Genomic DNA, 19,985 nt, shown 5'->3' on the forward strand with positions numbered 1-19,985 from the left:
TGAATGAGTCTCTAGGCGTATACACAAGTATCGCCTAGTGCGAATGAACTCAGACAACAACGCTGCGACTTGAAGTATGACGAATACATAACATGGACGGTCTTATGAAATCACAACGACTCCTTATTAGCCTTTTCCTTTATGCGGTTTCCTCATTTTCAGCAATCGCGGCTTCAACTCAATGCACCGATACTGAAAAACAAACCAATATCGCTAATAACAATATTATATTACTCACTTCTTATAACGGCCCTGTTAAATCAGTCACGATGACAAGCACCATTCCCCATGATGGACGTTTTAAAGCACTAAAAGGTGAAATTCACTTTGATGAATGTGGAAAATTATTGAAAGATAGCACATCAATGCAGGAGTACTTTGAAGGCAATGTAGAAACTAATTTAATAAGGACATTACCAAATAACCCTTCTGTTATTCGATATCAATTTCAAGTAAAAAATACCTATGGCTCACATTCTATCTACATGCAAGAAACCTATCATAAAGATGAACAGAATCGGTTCAACAAAAAAGTCATTCAATATTACGCAAATGATGGCACTTTACTAGATACTATCACCAGCCAATTCGACTATAAAAATGGTCGTATTATCAAAGAAACTAGCAAATCATCCGATCCTACAACTGAGACTATCACAACAGAATACATCTATAATCCTCAAGGAAAACTACAATCCGTAATAGAAGACGGAAAAGTAAATGTAGAGTATCAGTATGATCCAGAAGGAAAAACTATCAAACAATCGAACTATATCAAGGGTATTAATGGAGAAGATAAAGCCTTTATCACGACTTGCCTTGAATGGGACAAATTTGCTAATTGTTCAAAAGAGGAGCTTGAGAGTACGATTAAATTTGATGATGAATTGGTGAATTTTAGTAAGGCCATGCTTCATAACGAGTTTATTTATTACGAATAATATTTATATTATATTTTTCGTATCAAATTTAAGTTAACAATATAAAAATCAGACTATCTAAAATAGACTGGTTTTTTATGTTTATTACATATCTTCTTATCTGTGATTAAATACTCATCTACTATGCTTTCATTAAAAAACTATTTGTGTAAAACTACTTAAATCAATTAATGATGAATATGTGCTATAGCATGTTCTCTTTTAATAAAATTTAAGATGACTCATTATATGAAATATCCATTATTTTTTATTTTCTCTTTTTACACACTTTTTATTTCACTTCCAGCATTTGCGGCTCAAGTTTCTTGTGATAAATCACAAAAACAAGTGAATATAAATAACGTGATGTTCATTACGATCAATTTTAATTACGGGCCTATAAAATCAATCACAACTACTAGCGACTTACCCGAAAAAGGCCGATTCAAAGCTTTTCAAGGAGAATCTCAATTTGATAAATGTGGAGTTCTTACCAAATATAACTTTTCTACACAAGAATATGTTCATGAGCATATTGAGACAAATCTTTTAAGAATGTCAACGCCTTATAATCTAAAATATAAATACCAGATAAAAAATCGTCATAGAACATACTCGCTCTATTTAGTTGAATTTTATGGTAAAAATAATCAAAATCAATTGATAGACAAAAAATCTTATTTCTATGATTATGATGGCTCACTGATAGGAACTGATTTTGCTAAGCTGAGTTATAAAAATGATAAAATTTCAGCAGAAACTATTATTGAGTCTACTGCAGAAAATCAAGGAAATTCAATTCATTATCTTTATGATGAACAAGGGCGTCTTTTCAAAGCAATTGATAATGATGAAGTTACATTAGAATTCCATTATGGCAAAGATGGTAAGATTTTGCGCCAAATGCAAATATTCACCAGCTTATATGATGATATAAGAGAATATAACAATACATGCCGAGAATGGGATAAATATAATAACTGCTTAACTTGGGATATGGTAAGTGAAGTTAGAAAAGATGACATAATAATCGATACCAGTACAGCAACTATATATAATAAATTCGAATATTATGAATAACTTACTTTTTATTAATAAAAAATCTTTATTCTGAATTACACAAAAAAGGTCACTTCTAAAAGTGACCTTTTATTTAGTTGATACCTATCTTTTATTATGTATTACGATATTGAGTTTCAGCTTCATTAAAGCGTTGCTGGTTCTCTTTACTTGGTTCTTTACCCATTAAACTAACCACAACGATAGCGATAGAGGCAAAGATAAAACCAGGAATGATTTCGTATAACCCAAACCATTTATATTGCATCCACACCAACACGGTTAAAGCGCCAATCAACATTCCAGCAAATGCACCATTACGGGTCATGCGCTTCCACAAAACAGAAATGAGGATCACAGGACCAAAGGCGGCACCAAAACCGGCCCAAGCGTTACTGACTAAATCAAGCACTTTATTGTTTGGATCACGTGCTAAGAAGATTGCGATAATTGCAATTAATAACACCATGCCACGTCCTACCCACACTAGCTCTTTTTGGCTCGCATTTTTACGAATAAAGGGTTTATATAAATCTTCAGTTAACGCACTTGCACAGACTAATAATTGACAGCTTAATGTACTCATTACCGCGGCAAGAATTGCAGACAATAAAATACCCGCGATCCATGGATTAAAGAGTAGTGAAGCTAATTCCATAAAAATACGTTCATTTTTAGCTGTAACAGCCCCCGCTTGTGCTGGATTCATTTCAAAGTAAGCAATACCAAAGAATCCAACTGCAACCGTTCCCCCTAAACAGAGGATCATCCACGTCATACCAATACGACGTGCTTTGCGAATAGTTTGGTTAGAGTCAGCCGCCATAAAACGTGCAAGGATATGAGGTTGTCCAAAATAACCTAATCCCCATGCTAATAACGAAATAATGGCGATAAAATCAAGGCCCTTGAACATATCCAAATAAGATGGATCTTTTGCTTTAATAATAGCAATAGAAGTATCAATACCACCCACTGAGAATATAACGATAATAGGTGTCAGGATCAGAGCAAAAATCATTAAAGTCGCTTGAACGGTATCTGTCCAACTTACCGCAAGAAAGCCACCTAAAAAGGTGTATGCAATAGTTGCAAGGGCACCATAAATCATCGCTTCGTGATAAGGAATATGGAATGTAGATTCAAACAGCATTCCACCAGCAACCACGCCAGAAGCACAATAAATAGTAAAGAAGGTAAGAATAACTAACGCTGAAATGATACGTAGCATTTTGCTTTTATCATCAAAACGCGATGTTAGATAATCAGGCAACGTTAATGCATTATTGTTTTTTTCGGTTTGCAAACGTAAACGCCCAGCAACTAAACGCCAGTTTAGCCATGCGCCTAAACAGAGCCCAATAGCTATCCAACTTTCTGAAATACCTGCGAAAAATACCACGCCAGGTAATCCCATTAATAGCCAGCCACTCATATCTGAAGCACCCGCTGACAACGCAGTTACTACACTGCCCAGTCGCCGGCCACCTAGAATATAATCATCAAAGTTTTTTGTTGAACGATAAGCGAGGTAGCCAATAAAAAGCATACCCAAGATATAGATCGTAAATGTAATTAGCATTGGCGAAGTTAGAGCCATAATTGCAGTTCTCCATAAATCTGTTTCCGATCATCGGTATGCTTTTGACTTGTACAGGAACGTTGCACTTCGTTGCGCATTAATGATCTTTTCAGTTTTTAATTAAAATAATTTCTTACAGCAACAGATAAAGCATTCACATCAATCCTAGAATAGGTTAACTGCATTTAACAAGAAATTAACGTTTAAATATTTAAATTTTGTTTATGACTTCACACTATTTGTCTTAATTCGAATACATATTATAAATGAAAACATCAACAAAATAAATATAATTTATTGATTTATATATAAATATTTATAAGAAAACAAATCACACGATTTTTAATCACCTACAAAACCTGACTACTTTCACATTATTTATAAATAAAATGTTAACAATGTTGCACAAAGTTGCAACATGAATGATATTAATAAAAATAACGGGTAACTGTATTTGTGAATTAGAAATAGAATATGAGGAGCACTGCATGAGTAGCACAACAATGGGTGTTAGACTTGATGAAGAAACCCGCAATAGATTAAAAGAAGCTGCACAGAAATTAGATAGAACATCGCATTGGTTAATTAAACAAGCTATTTTCGATTATCTAGAACAAATCGAAAATGATCAGGTTAATCTTGGTAACTCAACATTTGCAGAGCAAGATATTGATGAAAGCACTGAAATATCAACCGCTCATTATCAGCCTTTCTTGGAGTTTGCTGAACATATTCATCCGCAATCTGTTTTACGCTCAGCAATTACTTCTGCATATCGCACACCAGAAACACAGGCTGTACCTATGTTATTGCAACAAGCGACCTTACCTGAAAATGAAGCCCAAGCAACGCATAAATTAGCCTATTCCATTGCCGAAAAATTACGTAAACAGAAAAATGGTGTTGGACGCTCAGGGCTGGTTCAAGGTCTATTACAGGAATTCTCACTTTCTTCACAAGAAGGTGTCGCCTTAATGTGTTTAGCAGAAGCTTTATTGCGTATTCCTGATAAAGCCACTCGTGATGCACTTATCCGCGATAAAATCAGTCATGGAAATTGGCGTTCACATTTAGGACAGAGCCAATCTATGTTTGTAAATGCAGCTACATGGGGATTATTATTCACAGGTAAATTAGTTTCTACCCATAATGAAGAAAAGCTATCTAACTCTTTAAATCGCATTCTCACCAAAAGTGGCGAGCCATTAGTTCGTAAAGGCGTTGATATGGCGATGCGTTTAATGGGTGAGCAATTTGTTACTGGTGAGACGATTTCTCAAGCACTCGCAAATGCACGCAAACTTGAAGAAAAAGGCTTTAGTTACTCTTATGACATGCTAGGAGAAGCAGCATTAACAGAGAAAGATGCTCAAGATTACCTAGTCTCTTATCAACAAGCCATCCACGCAATTGGTAAAGCCTCTAATGGCAGAGGTATTTATGAAGGCCCTGGAATATCTATCAAGCTTTCAGCATTACATCCTCGTTACAGTCGTGCTCAATATGAGCGTGTTATGTCAGAGCTTTACCCTCGCCTACTCTCATTAACATTACAAGCAAAGCAATACGATATTGGTATTAATATTGATGCAGAAGAAGCAGATAGACTTGAGATTTCACTCGACCTACTTGAAAGACTCTGTTTTGAACCTGAATTAGCAGGTTGGAATGGTATTGGCTTTGTCATTCAGGCTTACCAAAAGCGTTGTCCATTAGTTATTGATTATGTGATTGATTTGGCTCGTCGTAGCCGTCGTCGCTTAATGATCCGTTTAGTGAAAGGTGCCTATTGGGATAGCGAAGTGAAACGTGCTCAAATCGATGGCCTTGAAGATTATCCTGTCTATACTCGCAAGGTGTATACTGATGTCTCTTACCTTGCCTGTGCGAAAAAGCTACTCGCATCACCTAATTTTATTTATCCGCAATTTGCTACACATAATGCGCACACACTGTCAGCAATTTATCATTTAGCAGGTCAAAACTATTACCCCGGACAATACGAGTTCCAGTGTTTACACGGTATGGGTGAACCCCTTTATGCTCAAGTTGTGGGTAAAATTGCAGACGGGAAACTAGGACGCCCTTGTCGTATTTATGCACCCGTAGGGACTCATGAAACATTACTTGCCTATTTAGTACGTCGCTTACTTGAAAATGGAGCTAATACATCATTTGTAAACCGAATTGCTGATACCACTATTTCTCTTGATGAATTAGTGGCAGATCCGGTCAAAGAAGTGAATAGAATGGCTAAAGCCGAAGGCCAAGTTGGGCTTTCTCATCCTAAAATTCCGCTTCCTCATAAACTGTATGGTGATGAACGTAAAAATTCACCGGGCATTGATATGTCAAACGAACATCGCTTGGCATCACTTTCTAGTGCCTTATTAACATCAGCAACTGAAAATATACATTGCGAACCTTTATTAGGTGATACATTTAATTTTTCAGAGAAAACACAAGAACCTCAATCTGTGTTAAATCCAGCCAATCATGCTGATATTGTCGGTACAGTAAGAGAAGCAACAGAAGCTGAGGCAGATTTTGCCTTAACCATTGCCCAAGAAAAAGGTGAGATCTGGTTTGCAACACCACCAGCGCAAAGAGCTTCATTTTTGATCCGTACTGCGGAATTAATGGAGCAACAAATGGGCCCTCTTATGGGAATATTAGTGCGTGAAGCTGGTAAAACTTACAGCAATGCGATTGCTGAAGTCCGCGAAGCTATTGATTTTCTCTACTATTATGCGGCTCAAGTCACCCAAGACTTTGATAACAATACACATCGACCTTTAGGACCAGTGGTTTGTATCAGCCCTTGGAACTTCCCATTAGCGATCTTCAGCGGACAAATTGCGGCAGCTTTAGCCACAGGTAATACCGTTCTAGCAAAACCCGCAGAGCAGACACCTTTAATTGCATCGAAAGCCGTTGCGCTTTTCCATCAAGCAGGTGTTCCTTCTTTTGCACTACAACTATTACCAGGGCAAGGTGAAACTATTGGCGCCCGTTTAGTCGCTGATGAGCGTGTTCGTGGTGTGATGTTTACAGGTTCAACGGATGTTGCTCATATTTTACAAAAGACCCTAGCAGGTCGATTAGATAGCGAAGGCCACCCAGTACCTTTAATAGCAGAAACTGGTGGCTTAAATGCCATGATTGTTGATTCATCTGCATTAACAGAGCAAGTAGTAACCGATGTAATGGCATCCGCTTACGATAGTGCCGGTCAGCGTTGCTCCGCTTTACGTCTGTTATGTATTCAAGAAGAAGTGGCTGAGAGCACTATCGAGATGCTTAAAGGTGCGATGGCACAAGCAACAATGGGTGATCCAAGTTTACTATCTACAGACATTGGCCCTGTTATCGATAAAGAAGCAAAATCGGGCATAGAGAAGCATATTCAATCTATGCGTACAACTGGCTTCGAGATTTATCAAGCATCACACAATAGTTTGTCAAAACACGCTGAAAGTAACAGTACCTTTGTTCAACCGACTTTAATTGAGTTAGATAAAGTAAGTTCATTGAAGAAAGAAATCTTTGGCCCTGTATTACATGTTGTGCGTTATGCAAGCCAAGATTTACCCGCTTTGCTAGAAGAGATTAATGCAACAGGATACGGATTAACAATGGGCGTTCATACACGCATTGATGAAACTATTGCTTATGTTGCCTCAAATGCCAAAGTCGGAAATTTATACGTCAACCGCAATATGGTCGGTGCCGTTGTCGGTGTTCAGCCTTTTGGGGGAGAAGGATTATCGGGTACAGGCCCAAAAGCAGGCGGTCCTATTTATTTATATCGCTTATTATCTAAACGCCCTGAAAATGCCGCAACACAAACACTTACACGTCAAGATGAAATACTTCCTCTTGATACTTCTATGCGTAATACGTTATTACAGACTTATCATAAGTACATGGAATGGCTATCAAACAAAACGGATAAACCACACTATGAAGCTTTAGAGAAATATGCTCTTGCATCCCAAGCGGGAACACTGCGTGTATTACCGGGTCCTACTGGTGAACGCAATACTTATCAATTAGTTCCTTGTGGTAATGTACTGTGTATTTCCGATAACGAGCAAGATGCATTGACTCAAATTGCTGCTGTTCTCGCCTCTGGTTGTCACGCCATTGTCGTTAATAGCCCATTCTCACAAAAAACATATCGTGAATTACCTGATATTGTCAGAAAAGCCATTACATTGACTGAAAACTGGAATGATGAGTCACTAAAAATAAATGCCGTAATTTACCACGGTGATGGTGACCAATTACGTGAAACTTGCCAGAAAATTGCTCAACGCAATGGAGCTATAATTTCTGTTCAAGGATTCTCTCGCGGTGAAACTGGTATATTGTTAGAGCGTTTATTGCATGAAAGAGCATTAAGCATTAATACAGCGGCAGCTGGAGGTAATGCAAGCTTAATGACGATTAGTTAATTACCCCTTCTCTTTCTCTCCTTGTCTTTGAGACCACCTTTAAAGTCTGTTTTCTTAAAGGTGGTTTTTTCTTTTATTACCCTATTATTTCTAAAGAGATAGTCAAAAATGTTATTTCTTTTAATGCTGTGACTGTTCTCACTCTTTTTATATTTACTATTCGCGATGAATTAGTTTAGTAAATATACTTAAGCTCAAGTCAACCTAGAAGTTGATTTAATTATATCTTTATGAATACCTGAAACTTGCGCCCCACTGTGGGCGCTTTTTTTATCTATTGATGTAATTTACTTAGTACAACATTGCTTTTTATCGTTGATAGATAGTTTTAGAAATAAAAAAGAAATTAAACAAGAAAAAATAGTAAGGATTTAGAATTAATAGAATAGAAAAAGGAGCAGGCTAGGCTACTCCTTTTAAGGTCTCTCTTGAGCGCAATTAGTGACTGCTACTCATTGATGGGGGCTCTTGGCACCAATCAAGATATTGCTCGTACTTACGTAGTGCAATATTGTAGTTACTAAATGCAGAGGGAGTGAGCTTTTTACTCAAGTCTGACTGAATTTTCTCTGTCGTAAACTCTTGACGAGGAAAATTAGTGGAAGTCAGTAATTCATCGAGCCGACGTAAACGAACCACATACTCACGAACAGTACTGTGGCTCATCTCCGTTTGTTCAAACAAATACTGCTTAAAAGACATAATGTCAAAGTAGTCAGTTTCACTATTACAGTAAATCTCACTACAAAAACGGCATAGCGCAGAGAACTTCTCTTGTAACGTTTCCCACGTTTCATCATCAATTAAATCAGTCATTTCAGAAATGGCTTCTTTATTGATAACTTGGCGATTGAATACGAGAGAGATCCGATCAAGCGCCTTGTGGCAATGTAGACAATGAGTCTGGCTGTGTTTATAGTCTTTAATGTAACGGCTTAGCGGCCGTTTCTTTTGTGTTGAAACAGACATAAGAGATAAAGCCCTGTGTTGTAGTCTTAATAAACAAAAACAAAAATAAGCAAAACTTCTATTTCTCTGGGTTTAAGCGTGCTCGTAGCCTTTTTATAGCTTGGCTGTGTAGCTGGCTCACGCGGGATTCCCCGACATTAAGCACTGCGCCTATTTCTTTCAAATTAAGTTCTTCCTGATAATACAGAGTAAGAACCATTTTTTCCCTTTCGGGAAGCAATTCTATCGCGTCTATGACTCTTTGGCGAATATCACTTTCTAATAACATCTGTAATGGATTGTCATCATGATCTTCGTCTTGAGACGGTTCACAGCTTTCACCGTAAATTTCATGCCATTCGTCATAAGAGAACAATTGGCTGTTATTCGTATCCAATAGGATCTGCCGGTATTCTGCTAACTCAATCTGCAAATGATCAGCAACTTCCTGTTCTAATGGTGGTCGTCCTAGATCCTGCTCTAATTGATGAATAGAATGTGTTACTTCTCTTGCATTGCGACGCACACTACGTGGCGCCCAATCTCGACTGCGTAGCTCATCTAACATCGAGCCACGGATACGTTGAACAGCATAAGTGGTAAAGGCAGCACCTTGCATTGAGTCATAACGCTCAACGGCATTTAGCAACCCAATTCCACCTGCTTGCAAAAGATCATCCAATTCAACACTCGCAGGTAACTTGACCTGTAATCGTAATGCTTCATGGCGAACCAACGGGACATATCGCTCCCAGAGGCTATTTTTGTCCATCACGCCTTCGGCGGTATACAAATCACTCACAACAAAAGACACCTTTGGATAAAAGACCGGAAACCATTATCTGGCGAAATAAATTTAGCAATCGGCTGAACAGTGAAGCAAAAGCGCCTCTTTTTCACCTATGCCAAATTTTCAGCAATAATCGGGTTTTCATTGATAAATTAATTTGTCATTGCATTACGAGAACTACTTTACCTTAAAACACCCACTGCTAATCCTTGGAAAAACCGTTAATTAAATTGATAATTTATCTCATTAAAAGAAATAGACGTATTGAATATGCATTCTGTTCATAAAAAAATAACATATAAATCATAGTATTTTATTTTTTGAGATTTTAGCGTCTAATTCACGAGTTGAAATACTCATAAATGATTAATTAAAAAAACGACTGTTTTGATGAAAAAACACCCACCGCAAAAAAATTGAAGTGGGTGTAAATTGAGGATTATTTCAAGAGAAAATTAACGTAATAGTGATAACACATTTTGAGGCATTTGATTCGCTTGTGCCAATACTGAAGTACCTGCTTGTTGTAATATTTGGTTTTTACTCATATTTGAGACTTCTGTTGCATAGTCTGCATCTAAAATACGACTACGTGAGGCAGTCAGATTATTAACCGTATTACCTAAATTAGTAATGGTTGAATCTAAACGGTTTTGCACTGCCCCCATTGCACTGCGTAAACTATCAACTTGAGCCAGTGCATCATCCAATGCTTTCAGTGGTTTTTCAACGAGCATATCTAAACCCGCTACTGCTGTTTTAGCGGCATCAACTGTTGCTTTAGCGCCTGTACCACCTGCGGTTACCTTTGCATCGAAGTAACCTTCAACGCCTTTTGCATCTACAGTTTGTACGATAAGTTTTGATTTATCGTCTTTACCATCAGCACCTTTTGCATAATAAATATCATAGTTTTTAATTGTGCCTTGCGTAATTTCGTCATCAAGCGCTTTAGTATCAAACTCTTGCATTTCTTTTGTTGCAGTAGCACCTGTACCAATGGTCACTTCCACGTTAGTTGCTTTAGAACCAATTTTGCTTTGTGCTGATAAATCCAATTTATCAATACCCAGTGTAGTCGCATCAATTTTTTTCAGATTAACACTGATTTGTTCTTTATCATGCGCGCCAACTTGTAAATTTAATGTACTATCTTCACTTAAAACCTTTACGCCATTAAATTGTGTTTGTTTTGATATACGATTTATTTCAGCGGTACGTTGCTTTACTTCTTCTTGGATGGATTTGATATCGGATTCTGAATTAGAACCATTTTTAGCTTGTACGGTTAATTCACGAATACGTTGCAGGTTATTATTAATTTCATTTAATGCCCCTTCTGTGGTTTGGGTAATAGAAATACCATCATTCGCATTACGAGAGGCTTGTGTTAACCCTTTAACATTAGAAGTAAAACGGTTCGCTATGGCTTGACCAGCAGCGTCATCCTTGGCGCTATTAATACGTAACCCTGAAGAAAGGCGTTGAATTGCTGTATTTAAGGAGCTTTGTGAGCGATTTAAATTATTTTGAGCAATCAATGAGGTTGGGTTAGTCATAATTACTTGTGGCATACAATATTCCTTCGACTTGATTTTAAAATATTTTTCAATGAATAGGTGGGTTATTACGTCACTGTAATAACGTTACCTATACACTATCGTCATCAATTTCGAGGGGTTTACGCTTTTCGGCGTCGCGAAAATAGCAATAAAAGCCAGTCTGTTAATTTTTAAGAACTTATTGATTTTAAAGAAAAGAAAATTAATTGAGCGAAAAATAAAAACTAAAAAAAGTGAGTTTAAAGATAAAACACAAAAACAAAAAAAGGCCCTCTTGCGAGGACCTTTTGGATATAGAAAGGTATCTTTTGTGTCAGTGTACGAATTAACGTAACAGAGACAGAACAGTTTGTGGTACTTGGTTTGCTTGAGCAAGTACTGAAGTACCAGCTTGTTGCAGGATTTGGCCACGGCTCATGTTAGAAACTTCTGTTGCATAGTCAGCATCTAAGATACGGCTACGTGAAGCAGATAAGTTGTTAACAGTGTTGTTCAGGTTGTTGATAGTAGATTCAAAACGGTTTTGAATCGCACCTAATTTAGAACGGCTTTCATCAATTGTATTGATAGCTTTGTCTAAAGTTGCTAAAGCGTCATCTTTAACGTCTAAAGTTTTAACGTCTTTACCTGCATCAGCAGTAAATGCGTTACCAGCAACAGCTGAAGCCGCTTTTAGCTCGATATCATCAGTACCAGTAACTTCGAAGTCACTTTTACCTACCAAGTATTTATCAGTACCTTTAGTTACAACGAATTTATCAGCGACTGCTTTACCATCAACAGTATATTCTTTAACAGTAATACCTTTATACTGAGCACCACCAGGGATTGCTAAAGTAGCAGCATCCACAGTACCACCTTCAGCAGTTACACCTTTTGTCTCTGTTTTTTCAGTGAACAGTTTGTCACTTGAAACACCTAAAGTATCATTATCAACTTTATCTAAGTTAAATTTGATAACTTCTTTATCGTTAGTACCAACTTGGATAGTCATTTCTGACTTCTCACCGCTCAGTACTTTAACGCCATTGAACTGAGTTTGTTCAGAGATACGGTTGATTTCTGCTAAACGCTCAGTAACTTCGTTTTGGATTGAAGTGATGTCTGAGTTAGAGTTAGTACCGTTTTTAGCTTGAACTGTTAACTCACGGATACGTTGTAAGTTGTTGTTGATTTCGTTCAGAGCGCCTTCAGTAGTTTGAGCGATAGAGATACCATCGTTCGCATTACGTGAAGCTTGAGTTAAACCGTTTACGTTAGAAGTGAAACGGTTAGCAATCGCTTGACCCGCAGCATCGTCTTTAGCGCTGTTAATACGCAGACCAGAAGACAGACGCTCGATTGCACTTCCTAAAGCTCCCTGAGATTTGTTCAGGTTGTTTTGAGTTACCAGAGATAGATAGTTGGTATTAATGACTTGTGCCATAGCTAGATTCCTTTAAAATCAAGTCGATAAAATAAAAGTTTGCCTATTCATTTACGGTGTCAATCACCGGCAACAAGTTTATCGGCACCCCACATACAACCTTTAACTTTTCCTACAAATATTTCTGTGATTTTTTATAGAATTAATATCAAGTCAATGATAAATAAAGAAATTAATTTATTATTTTTTTATTAAATTTTTATCACTTTTTATCTCAAGCCACTTTTCACTCATCAAAATTCGACTTTGGTTATCAATAGCAATAAAAGGCTTCTATATGGCAGCCTGTTTAAGTCATCAAAAATACCAAATAGACGTAAACTTTTCGCCGATTCTACCGATAACGCTTTTTGAGGATCATTTTACGAACACAGAAAGGAGACCGGTATGGCTGGTATTGCTTCACTAGGCGTGGGCTCAGGGATGCCTCTTAGCCAAACATTGGCACAATTAGAGGCGGCGGAAAATAAACGCCTTGAACCCCTTGATAAACAGATGAAAAGCTACGAAGCGCAAATTACCGCTTACGGTAAAATTCGTAGCCAACTTGATAAGTTGCAGAAAGCGTCAGAAAACTTAAAGAAATTTGACGAAATTATTGCAACCAAAGTAGACGATGAGTTTGATGCATTTAAAGTGACAACGGATGGTAAAGCCAGTATTGGTAACTATACCGTATCCATTAAAGAGCTTGCTCATGCGCAAACATTGAAATCAAAAGCTGTAAGCGATGTAAAAGTACCTCTTGGAAAAACGTTAGGTGAAGGTAATAAACGTACCTTAGTGATTACCCAACCTGGTGAAGAAAAACCATTACGTATTGAATTAACTGACGATCAAACCTCGATGATTGAATTGCGTGATGCAATCAATAAAAAAGAAGGTAATGTTTCTGCCACTATCGTTAAAGCAAAAGATGGCGTTAACCACTTAGTACTGACTTCTCGTAAAGAAGGTACAGAGTCAGAAATGACCGTTAAAGTAGAAGGTGATGATGAACTCAATGATTTCATTAGCTATTCTTCAAGCAGTAAAAGTGGAGCAATGCAAGAGATCGTTAAAGCAAATAATGCCAAATTAACGATTAATGGTATTGAAATTGAACGTCAAACTAATGAGATTAAAGATGCCCCTGAAGGGATCATCTTAAACCTTAAGAAAACGACGTTTGATAATAAAGACAAAGCCGATAAACCTGAAATTGTAAACGTTGCTCGTGATATTGAGCCAATGAAAAAAGCTATCCAAGCTTGGACAGACGCTTATAACGAGTTAAACAGTACCTATAAATCTCTGACTAAATATACTCAAGTAGAGAAAGGCGAAGCGGCATCTAAAGACAATGGTGTATTACTCGGTGATACCACCAGCCGTATGATTATGTCTGAGCTAAAAAGCTTTGTAACAAGCTCACAAGGCACCTCAGATATGGATACCCTGAATAAAATGGGTATTAAATTTAAGGTTGATGGCTCTTTAGATATTGATAATAAAAAACTCGATGATGCGTTAAAAGATAAACCCGCTAACGTAAAAGAGTTTTTTATGGGTGATGGTAAAGAGACCGGTTTTGGTACTCAAACCTATAATTACCTAAAGAAAACCCTGCAATCTAATGATGGTACTTTAGATATTGCCACTGATGGCGTGAAAAAGCGCAAGAAAACATTAGATAGCCAAATTAAAAACACGGAACGTAATATTGCAGCCACGATGGAACGTTATAAAAACCAGTTCCAGCAGTTAGATAAAATGGTTAACTCCATGACTAACTCCAGTGCTTCAATCGGCCGTTTATTAATGTAATTTTTTAAAAGTAGGACACTATGTATCAACAATCAGCCAGTAAAATGTACGCTCAAATCGACGTTGAAAGCGAGATTTTAAATGCCACGCCTTACCAGCTGATCCAGATCCTATTTAATGGGGCGCTTAGCGCCCTTCGCCGTGCATTAATATTAATGGAACAAGGAAATATCGCCGGTAAAGGCGAAAATATTTCTAAAGCCATTAATATTATTGGTAACGGATTAAAACAAGGTCTGGATAAAGAAAAAGGGGGCGAGCTTGCAGAGAATCTGGAGCTCCTTTATGACTATATGGTTAATCAGCTACTCGATGCTAACTTAAAAAATAACCCAGAAAAAATTCATGAAGTCATCAAGCTCTTAACTGAAATTTCTGATGCTTGGCAACAAATCGGCACACAGATTAATTCTTATTAAATTAGAGTGGACAACAATATGGATATTATGGCGGCTTACGAGCATGTTTTAAAATCAAGTGAGCAAATGTTAACGCTTGCCAAAGATCAGCAATGGGACAAGCTGATAGAAATGGAAATGGATTATTTAAAAAGCGTTGAAAGGATCACTAAGATGATAAAACCGGCTGACGGTGAGCTGAGACTACAACAACGCCTCACAGATATGCTAAAGAAAATCTTAGAAAACGAAAATGAGACGCGAAATTTATTACGGGCTCGTTTAGATGAGCTTGGTGTATTAATTAGACAGACTGAACAAGAGCAGAGGGTACAAAATAGCTATGGTCAGTTTACAGAACATAGTTATTATCCTGATCTCAATCTTAAATAACTCTCCTCTGCGCCAAAAGCGGTTTTATTAGCTAATGGCGTCTTTACTTAGAAAAAATCACTCTTATTATTCAGCTTAACTTGTTATCGGTAACGTAAAAAACAACGTTTGTCCTTTTATATTTTTGTTTTTTTGATTACACAGATTGTACAGATTGCACTAAAACCATATCAATATGTGGAATGTTATCTTCAAGATAAGTTTCTGAATCAATAACAAAACCATGTGATTGATAAAATGAGACTAAATAAGCCTGTGCCATTATTTTTATTGTATGGGTGTTAAATTGACGGCACGTAGTTGCAATCGCCTCTTTTATTAACTGATGTGCAATACCACTCCCTCGCTGATTTTGAGCAACAATCACCCGCCCTATTGAAGCTTCTTTAAATGCGATACCTTGAGGCAACAGACGTGCATAAGCAATAAGTTGCTGGTCATCTTCCTCTTTGGCAAACAAGTGTAATGTATTTTGATCTACCCCATCCAGATCTTGATAAGCACATTGCTGTTCACAAATAAAAACCTGATTTCTTAATGCCAAAATAGCATAAAGCTCATCTGTGGTGAGTTGTGAAAATGATTTTAAAATCCAATTCATGTGCTTTATCCCGCGGTTTAAAGTAATAAATAGTAATAAAAAACAATCAATGATAATGCAATATCATCGACACGAACTTTGTTTCATCGCTTGGTTTAATATAAAGAGTGAAATAGTGATGTTGATAGTACGTTTTTATAGTAAAAAACGCCGAAGAATAGAGACTTAATGCAGAAAAATAGGCAATAAAGCCGTTAACCTAAATACATTCAGACTCCCCACGAGCCTTGATGACATCTCTTATAGACATCTATAAAGATAATCTTAAAGTCGTTCTAACCCTTTCCATGCTCTATTTTTTACTTCAGTCACTAAAATGGCTGGATTTAAGGTTATTTTTTCTGCAATCGAAAAAGCCAACTCGATAACTTCTTTGTGATCTTTAGTTTCAGTATGGTAATTAAACTCTGCAAGAGGCAGAACATATTTACCTTTCAAACCATCAATCTCTTTTTTAAATCCTTCTTTTACCATCTTTTGTGTTAATAACACATAATCTGCATTTTCAGGATCAGATAACTCAACTCTAACAGTAAACTCAGGCATAGAAACCTCCTACAGTCTGTCTATGTCTAATAAAATTCTGTTAGCTCTCGAAAGGAAGTATATTAAATCAACAATCATTTTCCTAGTAAGAAACTATGATAAATAATGTGATAGTGGTTGAAATAGAAATCGCCCACTTCATCGTGGGCGACCTATTAGCTCATAATAATATAATAAATAATAATTTATTTAATCACATCATAGAGTTGCTGATTTGATAAATAATCCGCGGTTAAACCGACTGATGGATTATATTGTACCCCAACGATCTCAGAGAATGCTTTACCCTCTTTACCTAATGAAACTTTGCGTTCGTCTTTACCAGTGCTTTCATAGATAGAATAGGTTTTACGACGCATTGCGGTATATTTATCTGCATCATTAGCAATATCGGTGTGGTAACCCGTAATTTGTGTATCCGTTAAAGCTAATTTATTGGCTAAATCACAGCCCCAACGAGTTAAACAAACTTCTGCAAAATGGCGAACCACTAAACCCGGTGCATATAATGCATTTTCACCTTCACTACCATCAATAGAAGCATTGCCAACTAATGTGGCATGACGTCCGGAAATAGGGAAAATATGCATTTTAGTATCGGCAGCGACAGTTGGGATCACGCAAGTAAACCCTTTAGAGCGCTCATCTTTCGCATAAAATCCGACATACTCTTTGACGTTTTTACCAAGTGTCACTTTTTCTGGTTGGAAATTCAGTGGACCCGGAACAGGATCGATAGCAAAAATATTCACAGGAATATCTTTTAATTGAGAGTCTGCCAACATTGCATTCGCTAGCATATGGCAAGTAATACCACCACGGCTCCAACCCACGAGGTTAACTTGTGTTGGAATAATGCCATCTTTACGGAAGATACGAATAATTTGCTGCTGAAGTTGTTGTTGAGTGACATGACGATCGCCATAGTCATATTTACGCCATAAAAAAGAGCCTGTTACTTTGACATCTTCAATAGGAATACCCGCTTTTTTCAGTTGATTATACTGCTCTTCTGTCAATTTCTCACGTTGCCAATCAAAGTTACCTTTCATTAAACAAAGTGCGTGGTTAACATTTTCTTCCCAACCACTACCAAATAGCGAACCTTTAATATCAGAGTAATTAGGGCTTTCAACCCATAAATCATCTTCTTGCAGATTGCCACTACCTGGACCATCAACAATAAACCACTGTGCAAACTCTCGTCCTTGATTATTTTGCGCTAAAGTGGAGACTAATTCGCCTTGCCAGAAGGTAGGATTATTATTATCAAATGAGTTAGATCCGGTACCACATAAATAAACGGTTAATACTGTCATAGTTTAAATTTCCTTTTATTAATAACCTAAAAATCACAATGATGATTTTTATTTCCTTGTATTGAGCTATTCCTTAGCCCACCAGCACATTAACCATAAGCCTTTTTTTATTCAATTATTAAAAGTGAATTAGTAGAGCTGAGATCACATAATTGAATTTTATTTAAGTAAAAGAAATGAAAAAACTCTATCAGATCAATGTAATTAAATAACATAAATAAATTCTTTATTTTTTTAATATTTCTATTAGTAAATTAGCTTATAAATATAGTGTATTAAATAACCAAACTTTAAATTTAAAATAAAAAAAATCCCACATTAATAAATGAAATGCAGGATTTTCTATTAGGTAGAATGTTTTATAAACGATTAAAAGCAACTACTCTCACCGCAGGAATATCAGCTTGTGCTCCTTCAGCAACTTCCTGACATGCTTTTTCTAACGCAATATGGGGTGTGATCCCACTTTCTGTTTCTACAATTTTATGTCCGGCGTAGGTATCACCATTTCTGGAACGCACTTTATACGCAATAAACCAATATTCCATATCATCACCGTTTACGTTATTAATCATGTAATTACCATAACGGTTTATGACCTGCTTTAATGTGATAATAATCAATAATTTTTAGTTTAATAAAATCGTTTTATAAAAAGATTAAAGCAATAGAGGAAGTTTTAAGCACCACAATCCATTTCTGATTGGATCATTTTCTTTATTTTTACTGCTTTTTCAAAGTGATCCAATTTATGTGTCATAATCCACCATGTTGCGGCTTCCATTAATAATTCAGGGTTGTCATTTTTATTTGCAAAGAAAGCATAAAAAGATAACCCCACGCCCTCTCCTTTAGCTGAAATTTTGTCATTACATATTTGAATTATTTTTTGTTGCAATGATTTTCTCATATTCTCTCTATTTTTATTTTTCGACATGACAATAAATAGGAAAAAGCAAAGGCTCTATCCATGAAATTTGTTCCATAACTGAATAAGTAACCAAGCAGCAATAACCCAGCAAATCACTGCCGTAGCTAGCGCCGTAAATAATTTCACATAGTTGATCATCACATAGAGTGAAATTAGATAAATCATATAAGGAATAACAGCCCATAGACTAAAAATAATGGTGGTACGTAACGCTTCAATCGAGCGTTCGGAACCCACAATATAGTGTGCAATAAGTGCAAAAGTGGGAAATAGAGGAACTAATCCCGCAATATAGTAATGGCGAGATTTTGATAAAACAGCGATTAATACCACAACAAACGCACCTATCAGTGCTTTAACCAGTAATCCCATTATTTTTTCATCAATTTACAAAAACCTTACTACTATCATACCTATTCATATTTGTATGTGAGCTGATTTTATTTTTTGTGGTTTAAGATAGTATGATATTTTTGATGATGATAAAACCCGCTATGCTATGTACCTACCCATAAAATAAAGATAAACATGGCCGAACTTTATAAAAACTCTCACAGTGATTGTCAGCTAAAGTTTCATCAAGGCACAGCTAAATCTCATTATTTAGCTCAAAAACAATATAAAGTCTCATTCTTAAGCATCTAAATGTGTTTTCTTTTTTTCTGGTGCCTCTGTTTCTTCTTTATTCTTACAACAATCGTGTGAACTATTTTCGCCATGATGATGTTTATGCATAAAGAGGTGCATTAACGGGCAAAGTAATAACATCAAAATAAACCAATTATCTCTTAGAAGTTCCCACATAATTATCTCCCAAAATCACGATTTAGAAGATGATAGGGCTTACTCTAAGAGGAAGGTCTAGTATTGATTTGTTATTTAATCCGTATTTTTGTCAATAATTTTTATTTATTTGGCATATACATCGTGTTCTCAAAAATATTGAGATAATTTTCACCACGACTAATAATAGGATTACCATAAAATTTAGAGCTAGATATAAAAATTCATGTTTCATGGAAAAATGAATATCTCTGACTACGAAACGTCAACACAAATCGGGGCACTCATCACCATAAATAACAGGCAATAGTATAAGTATTCGAATGTTTAATTACATACAAAAACTTATATCATCCATTCAATGATATTGAGCAAAATGCCCCATTCTGTTTTAATTAGGTGCTTCTTTATAGCTATATAAAAGAAAAGTCACCTTTATCAAATGATAAGCTACTAAACCTGCA

Annotated in this window: 18 protein-coding genes; 6 read left to right on the top strand and 12 right to left on the bottom strand. The window is 36.4% G+C overall.

Features of this window, described 5'->3' with window-relative positions; translation table 11 throughout:
- Nucleotides 1-104: 104 nt before the first annotated feature.
- Together NBG71_RS06290 and NBG71_RS06295 are read left to right on the top strand one after the other, a co-directional pair.
- Nucleotides 105-941 (top strand): hypothetical protein, encoded by an 837-nt coding sequence (locus NBG71_RS06290; RefSeq protein ID WP_250916656.1) that lies wholly within the window; start codon nt 105-107, stop codon nt 939-941.
- Nucleotides 942-1,169: 228 nt separating this feature from the next.
- Nucleotides 1,170-2,000 (top strand): hypothetical protein, encoded by an 831-nt coding sequence (locus NBG71_RS06295; RefSeq protein ID WP_099660609.1) that lies wholly within the window; start codon nt 1,170-1,172, stop codon nt 1,998-2,000.
- Nucleotides 2,001-2,094: 94 nt separating this feature from the next.
- Here the strand turns inward: NBG71_RS06295 and putP are convergent, their stop codons facing one another.
- A complete protein-coding gene (putP, locus tag NBG71_RS06300; protein ID WP_075674146.1) occupies nt 2,095-3,579 on the bottom strand; it encodes a sodium/proline symporter PutP in 1,485 nt (494 codons plus the stop codon).
- 470 nt (nt 3,580-4,049) lie between these two features.
- On the opposite strand from putP, the gene putA reads away from it, so the two are divergent.
- Nucleotides 4,050-8,018, top strand: coding sequence for a trifunctional transcriptional regulator/proline dehydrogenase/L-glutamate gamma-semialdehyde dehydrogenase (gene putA, locus NBG71_RS06305; RefSeq protein ID WP_250916657.1), 3,969 nt, complete (start codon nt 4,050-4,052; stop codon nt 8,016-8,018).
- Nucleotides 8,019-8,456: 438 nt separating this feature from the next.
- Here putA and fliZ read toward each other — a convergent pair whose 3' ends face one another.
- The 4 genes from fliZ to NBG71_RS06325 all read right to left on the bottom strand — a co-directional run bounded on the left by fliZ (nt 8,457) and on the right by NBG71_RS06325 (nt 12,744).
- On the bottom strand, nt 8,457-8,987 hold the full coding sequence (gene fliZ / locus NBG71_RS06310; protein WP_075673009.1) for a flagella biosynthesis regulatory protein FliZ: 531 nt from the start codon (nt 8,985-8,987) through the stop codon (nt 8,457-8,459).
- A 58-nt stretch (nt 8,988-9,045) separates the two neighbouring features.
- The gene (locus NBG71_RS06315; RefSeq protein ID WP_036912728.1) at nt 9,046-9,768 is read right to left on the bottom strand and encodes an RNA polymerase sigma factor FliA; all 723 of its coding nucleotides are present in this window, start codon (nt 9,766-9,768) and stop codon (nt 9,046-9,048) included.
- A 443-nt stretch (nt 9,769-10,211) separates the two neighbouring features.
- On the bottom strand, nt 10,212-11,330 hold the full coding sequence (locus NBG71_RS06320) for a FliC/FljB family flagellin (protein ID WP_164530558.1): 1,119 nt from the start codon (nt 11,328-11,330) through the stop codon (nt 10,212-10,214).
- Between the two features lie 313 nt (nt 11,331-11,643).
- Nucleotides 11,644-12,744, bottom strand: a complete 1,101-nt coding sequence (locus NBG71_RS06325; protein ID WP_075673012.1) for a FliC/FljB family flagellin — start codon at nt 12,742-12,744, stop codon at nt 11,644-11,646.
- A gap of 387 nt (nt 12,745-13,131) precedes the next feature.
- Between NBG71_RS06325 and fliD the strand changes: the two genes are divergently transcribed.
- Genes fliD through fliT form a run of 3 tightly spaced genes read left to right on the top strand, consistent with a single transcriptional unit; the run spans nt 13,132 to nt 15,341 of the window.
- Nucleotides 13,132-14,550 carry a flagellar filament capping protein FliD gene (fliD, locus tag NBG71_RS06330; protein WP_075673013.1) on the top strand — a complete coding sequence of 473 codons (1,419 nt, stop codon included), beginning with the start codon at nt 13,132-13,134 and terminating at the stop codon, nt 14,548-14,550.
- 20 nt (nt 14,551-14,570) lie between these two features.
- Nucleotides 14,571-14,969 (top strand): flagellar export chaperone FliS, encoded by a 399-nt coding sequence (gene fliS, locus NBG71_RS06335; RefSeq protein ID WP_023581844.1) that lies wholly within the window; start codon nt 14,571-14,573, stop codon nt 14,967-14,969.
- Nucleotides 14,970-14,987: 18 nt separating this feature from the next.
- On the top strand, nt 14,988-15,341 hold the full coding sequence (gene fliT, locus NBG71_RS06340) for a flagellar protein FliT (protein ID WP_159241975.1): 354 nt from the start codon (nt 14,988-14,990) through the stop codon (nt 15,339-15,341).
- A gap of 136 nt (nt 15,342-15,477) precedes the next feature.
- On the opposite strand, the gene NBG71_RS06345 is transcribed toward fliT, so the two are convergent.
- From NBG71_RS06345 to NBG71_RS06375, 7 genes are all read right to left on the bottom strand, one after another.
- On the bottom strand, nt 15,478-15,942 hold the full coding sequence (locus NBG71_RS06345; protein WP_159364126.1) for a GNAT family N-acetyltransferase: 465 nt from the start codon (nt 15,940-15,942) through the stop codon (nt 15,478-15,480).
- Between the two features lie 264 nt (nt 15,943-16,206).
- Nucleotides 16,207-16,488 (bottom strand): hypothetical protein, encoded by a 282-nt coding sequence (locus NBG71_RS06350; RefSeq protein ID WP_075673016.1) that lies wholly within the window; start codon nt 16,486-16,488, stop codon nt 16,207-16,209.
- Nucleotides 16,489-16,673: 185 nt separating this feature from the next.
- Nucleotides 16,674-17,807 carry a hypothetical protein gene (locus NBG71_RS06355; protein ID WP_099660616.1) on the bottom strand — a complete coding sequence of 378 codons (1,134 nt, stop codon included), beginning with the start codon at nt 17,805-17,807 and terminating at the stop codon, nt 16,674-16,676.
- 359 nt (nt 17,808-18,166) lie between these two features.
- On the bottom strand, nt 18,167-18,382 hold the full coding sequence (locus tag NBG71_RS06360; protein ID WP_023581839.1) for a hypothetical protein: 216 nt from the start codon (nt 18,380-18,382) through the stop codon (nt 18,167-18,169).
- 104 nt (nt 18,383-18,486) lie between these two features.
- Nucleotides 18,487-18,717 carry a DUF6500 family protein gene (locus tag NBG71_RS06365; RefSeq protein ID WP_075673047.1) on the bottom strand — a complete coding sequence of 77 codons (231 nt, stop codon included), beginning with the start codon at nt 18,715-18,717 and terminating at the stop codon, nt 18,487-18,489.
- 54 nt (nt 18,718-18,771) lie between these two features.
- The gene (locus tag NBG71_RS06370; RefSeq protein ID WP_171455316.1) at nt 18,772-19,110 is read right to left on the bottom strand and encodes a GlpM family protein; all 339 of its coding nucleotides are present in this window, start codon (nt 19,108-19,110) and stop codon (nt 18,772-18,774) included.
- Between the two features lie 261 nt (nt 19,111-19,371).
- Nucleotides 19,372-19,542 carry a DUF2933 domain-containing protein gene (locus tag NBG71_RS06375; protein ID WP_083629098.1) on the bottom strand — a complete coding sequence of 57 codons (171 nt, stop codon included), beginning with the start codon at nt 19,540-19,542 and terminating at the stop codon, nt 19,372-19,374.
- Nucleotides 19,543-19,985 lie beyond the last annotated feature (443 nt).

The sequence above is a fragment of the Proteus sp. FZP2095 genome, from assembly GCF_023701425.1.
In the GTDB taxonomy this organism is placed as follows: domain Bacteria; phylum Pseudomonadota; class Gammaproteobacteria; order Enterobacterales; family Enterobacteriaceae; genus Proteus; species Proteus cibarius.

Coding starts and splice junctions, on each gene's coding strand:
- NBG71_RS06325 (WP_075673012.1), bottom strand. CDS start 12,744: ATGGCACAAGTCATTAATACCAACTATCTATCTCTGGTAACTCAAAAC.
- NBG71_RS06375 (WP_083629098.1), bottom strand. CDS start 19,542: ATGTGGGAACTTCTAAGAGATAATTGGTTTATTTTGATGTTATTACTT.
- NBG71_RS06365 (WP_075673047.1), bottom strand. CDS start 18,717: ATGAGAAAATCATTGCAACAAAAAATAATTCAAATATGTAATGACAAA.
- fliD (WP_075673013.1), top strand. CDS start 13,132: ATGGCTGGTATTGCTTCACTAGGCGTGGGCTCAGGGATGCCTCTTAGC.
- NBG71_RS06295 (WP_099660609.1), top strand. CDS start 1,170: ATGAAATATCCATTATTTTTTATTTTCTCTTTTTACACACTTTTTATT.
- NBG71_RS06370 (WP_171455316.1), bottom strand. CDS start 19,110: ATGGGATTACTGGTTAAAGCACTGATAGGTGCGTTTGTTGTGGTATTA.
- putP (WP_075674146.1), bottom strand. CDS start 3,579: ATGGCTCTAACTTCGCCAATGCTAATTACATTTACGATCTATATCTTG.
- fliZ (WP_075673009.1), bottom strand. CDS start 8,987: ATGTCTGTTTCAACACAAAAGAAACGGCCGCTAAGCCGTTACATTAAA.
- putA (WP_250916657.1), top strand. CDS start 4,050: ATGAGTAGCACAACAATGGGTGTTAGACTTGATGAAGAAACCCGCAAT.
- NBG71_RS06290 (WP_250916656.1), top strand. CDS start 105: ATGAAATCACAACGACTCCTTATTAGCCTTTTCCTTTATGCGGTTTCC.
- NBG71_RS06320 (WP_164530558.1), bottom strand. CDS start 11,330: ATGCCACAAGTAATTATGACTAACCCAACCTCATTGATTGCTCAAAAT.
- fliS (WP_023581844.1), top strand. CDS start 14,571: ATGTATCAACAATCAGCCAGTAAAATGTACGCTCAAATCGACGTTGAA.
- NBG71_RS06355 (WP_099660616.1), bottom strand. CDS start 17,807: ATGACAGTATTAACCGTTTATTTATGTGGTACCGGATCTAACTCATTT.
- NBG71_RS06360 (WP_023581839.1), bottom strand. CDS start 18,382: ATGATTAATAACGTAAACGGTGATGATATGGAATATTGGTTTATTGCG.
- fliT (WP_159241975.1), top strand. CDS start 14,988: ATGGATATTATGGCGGCTTACGAGCATGTTTTAAAATCAAGTGAGCAA.
- NBG71_RS06350 (WP_075673016.1), bottom strand. CDS start 16,488: ATGCCTGAGTTTACTGTTAGAGTTGAGTTATCTGATCCTGAAAATGCA.
- NBG71_RS06345 (WP_159364126.1), bottom strand. CDS start 15,942: ATGAATTGGATTTTAAAATCATTTTCACAACTCACCACAGATGAGCTT.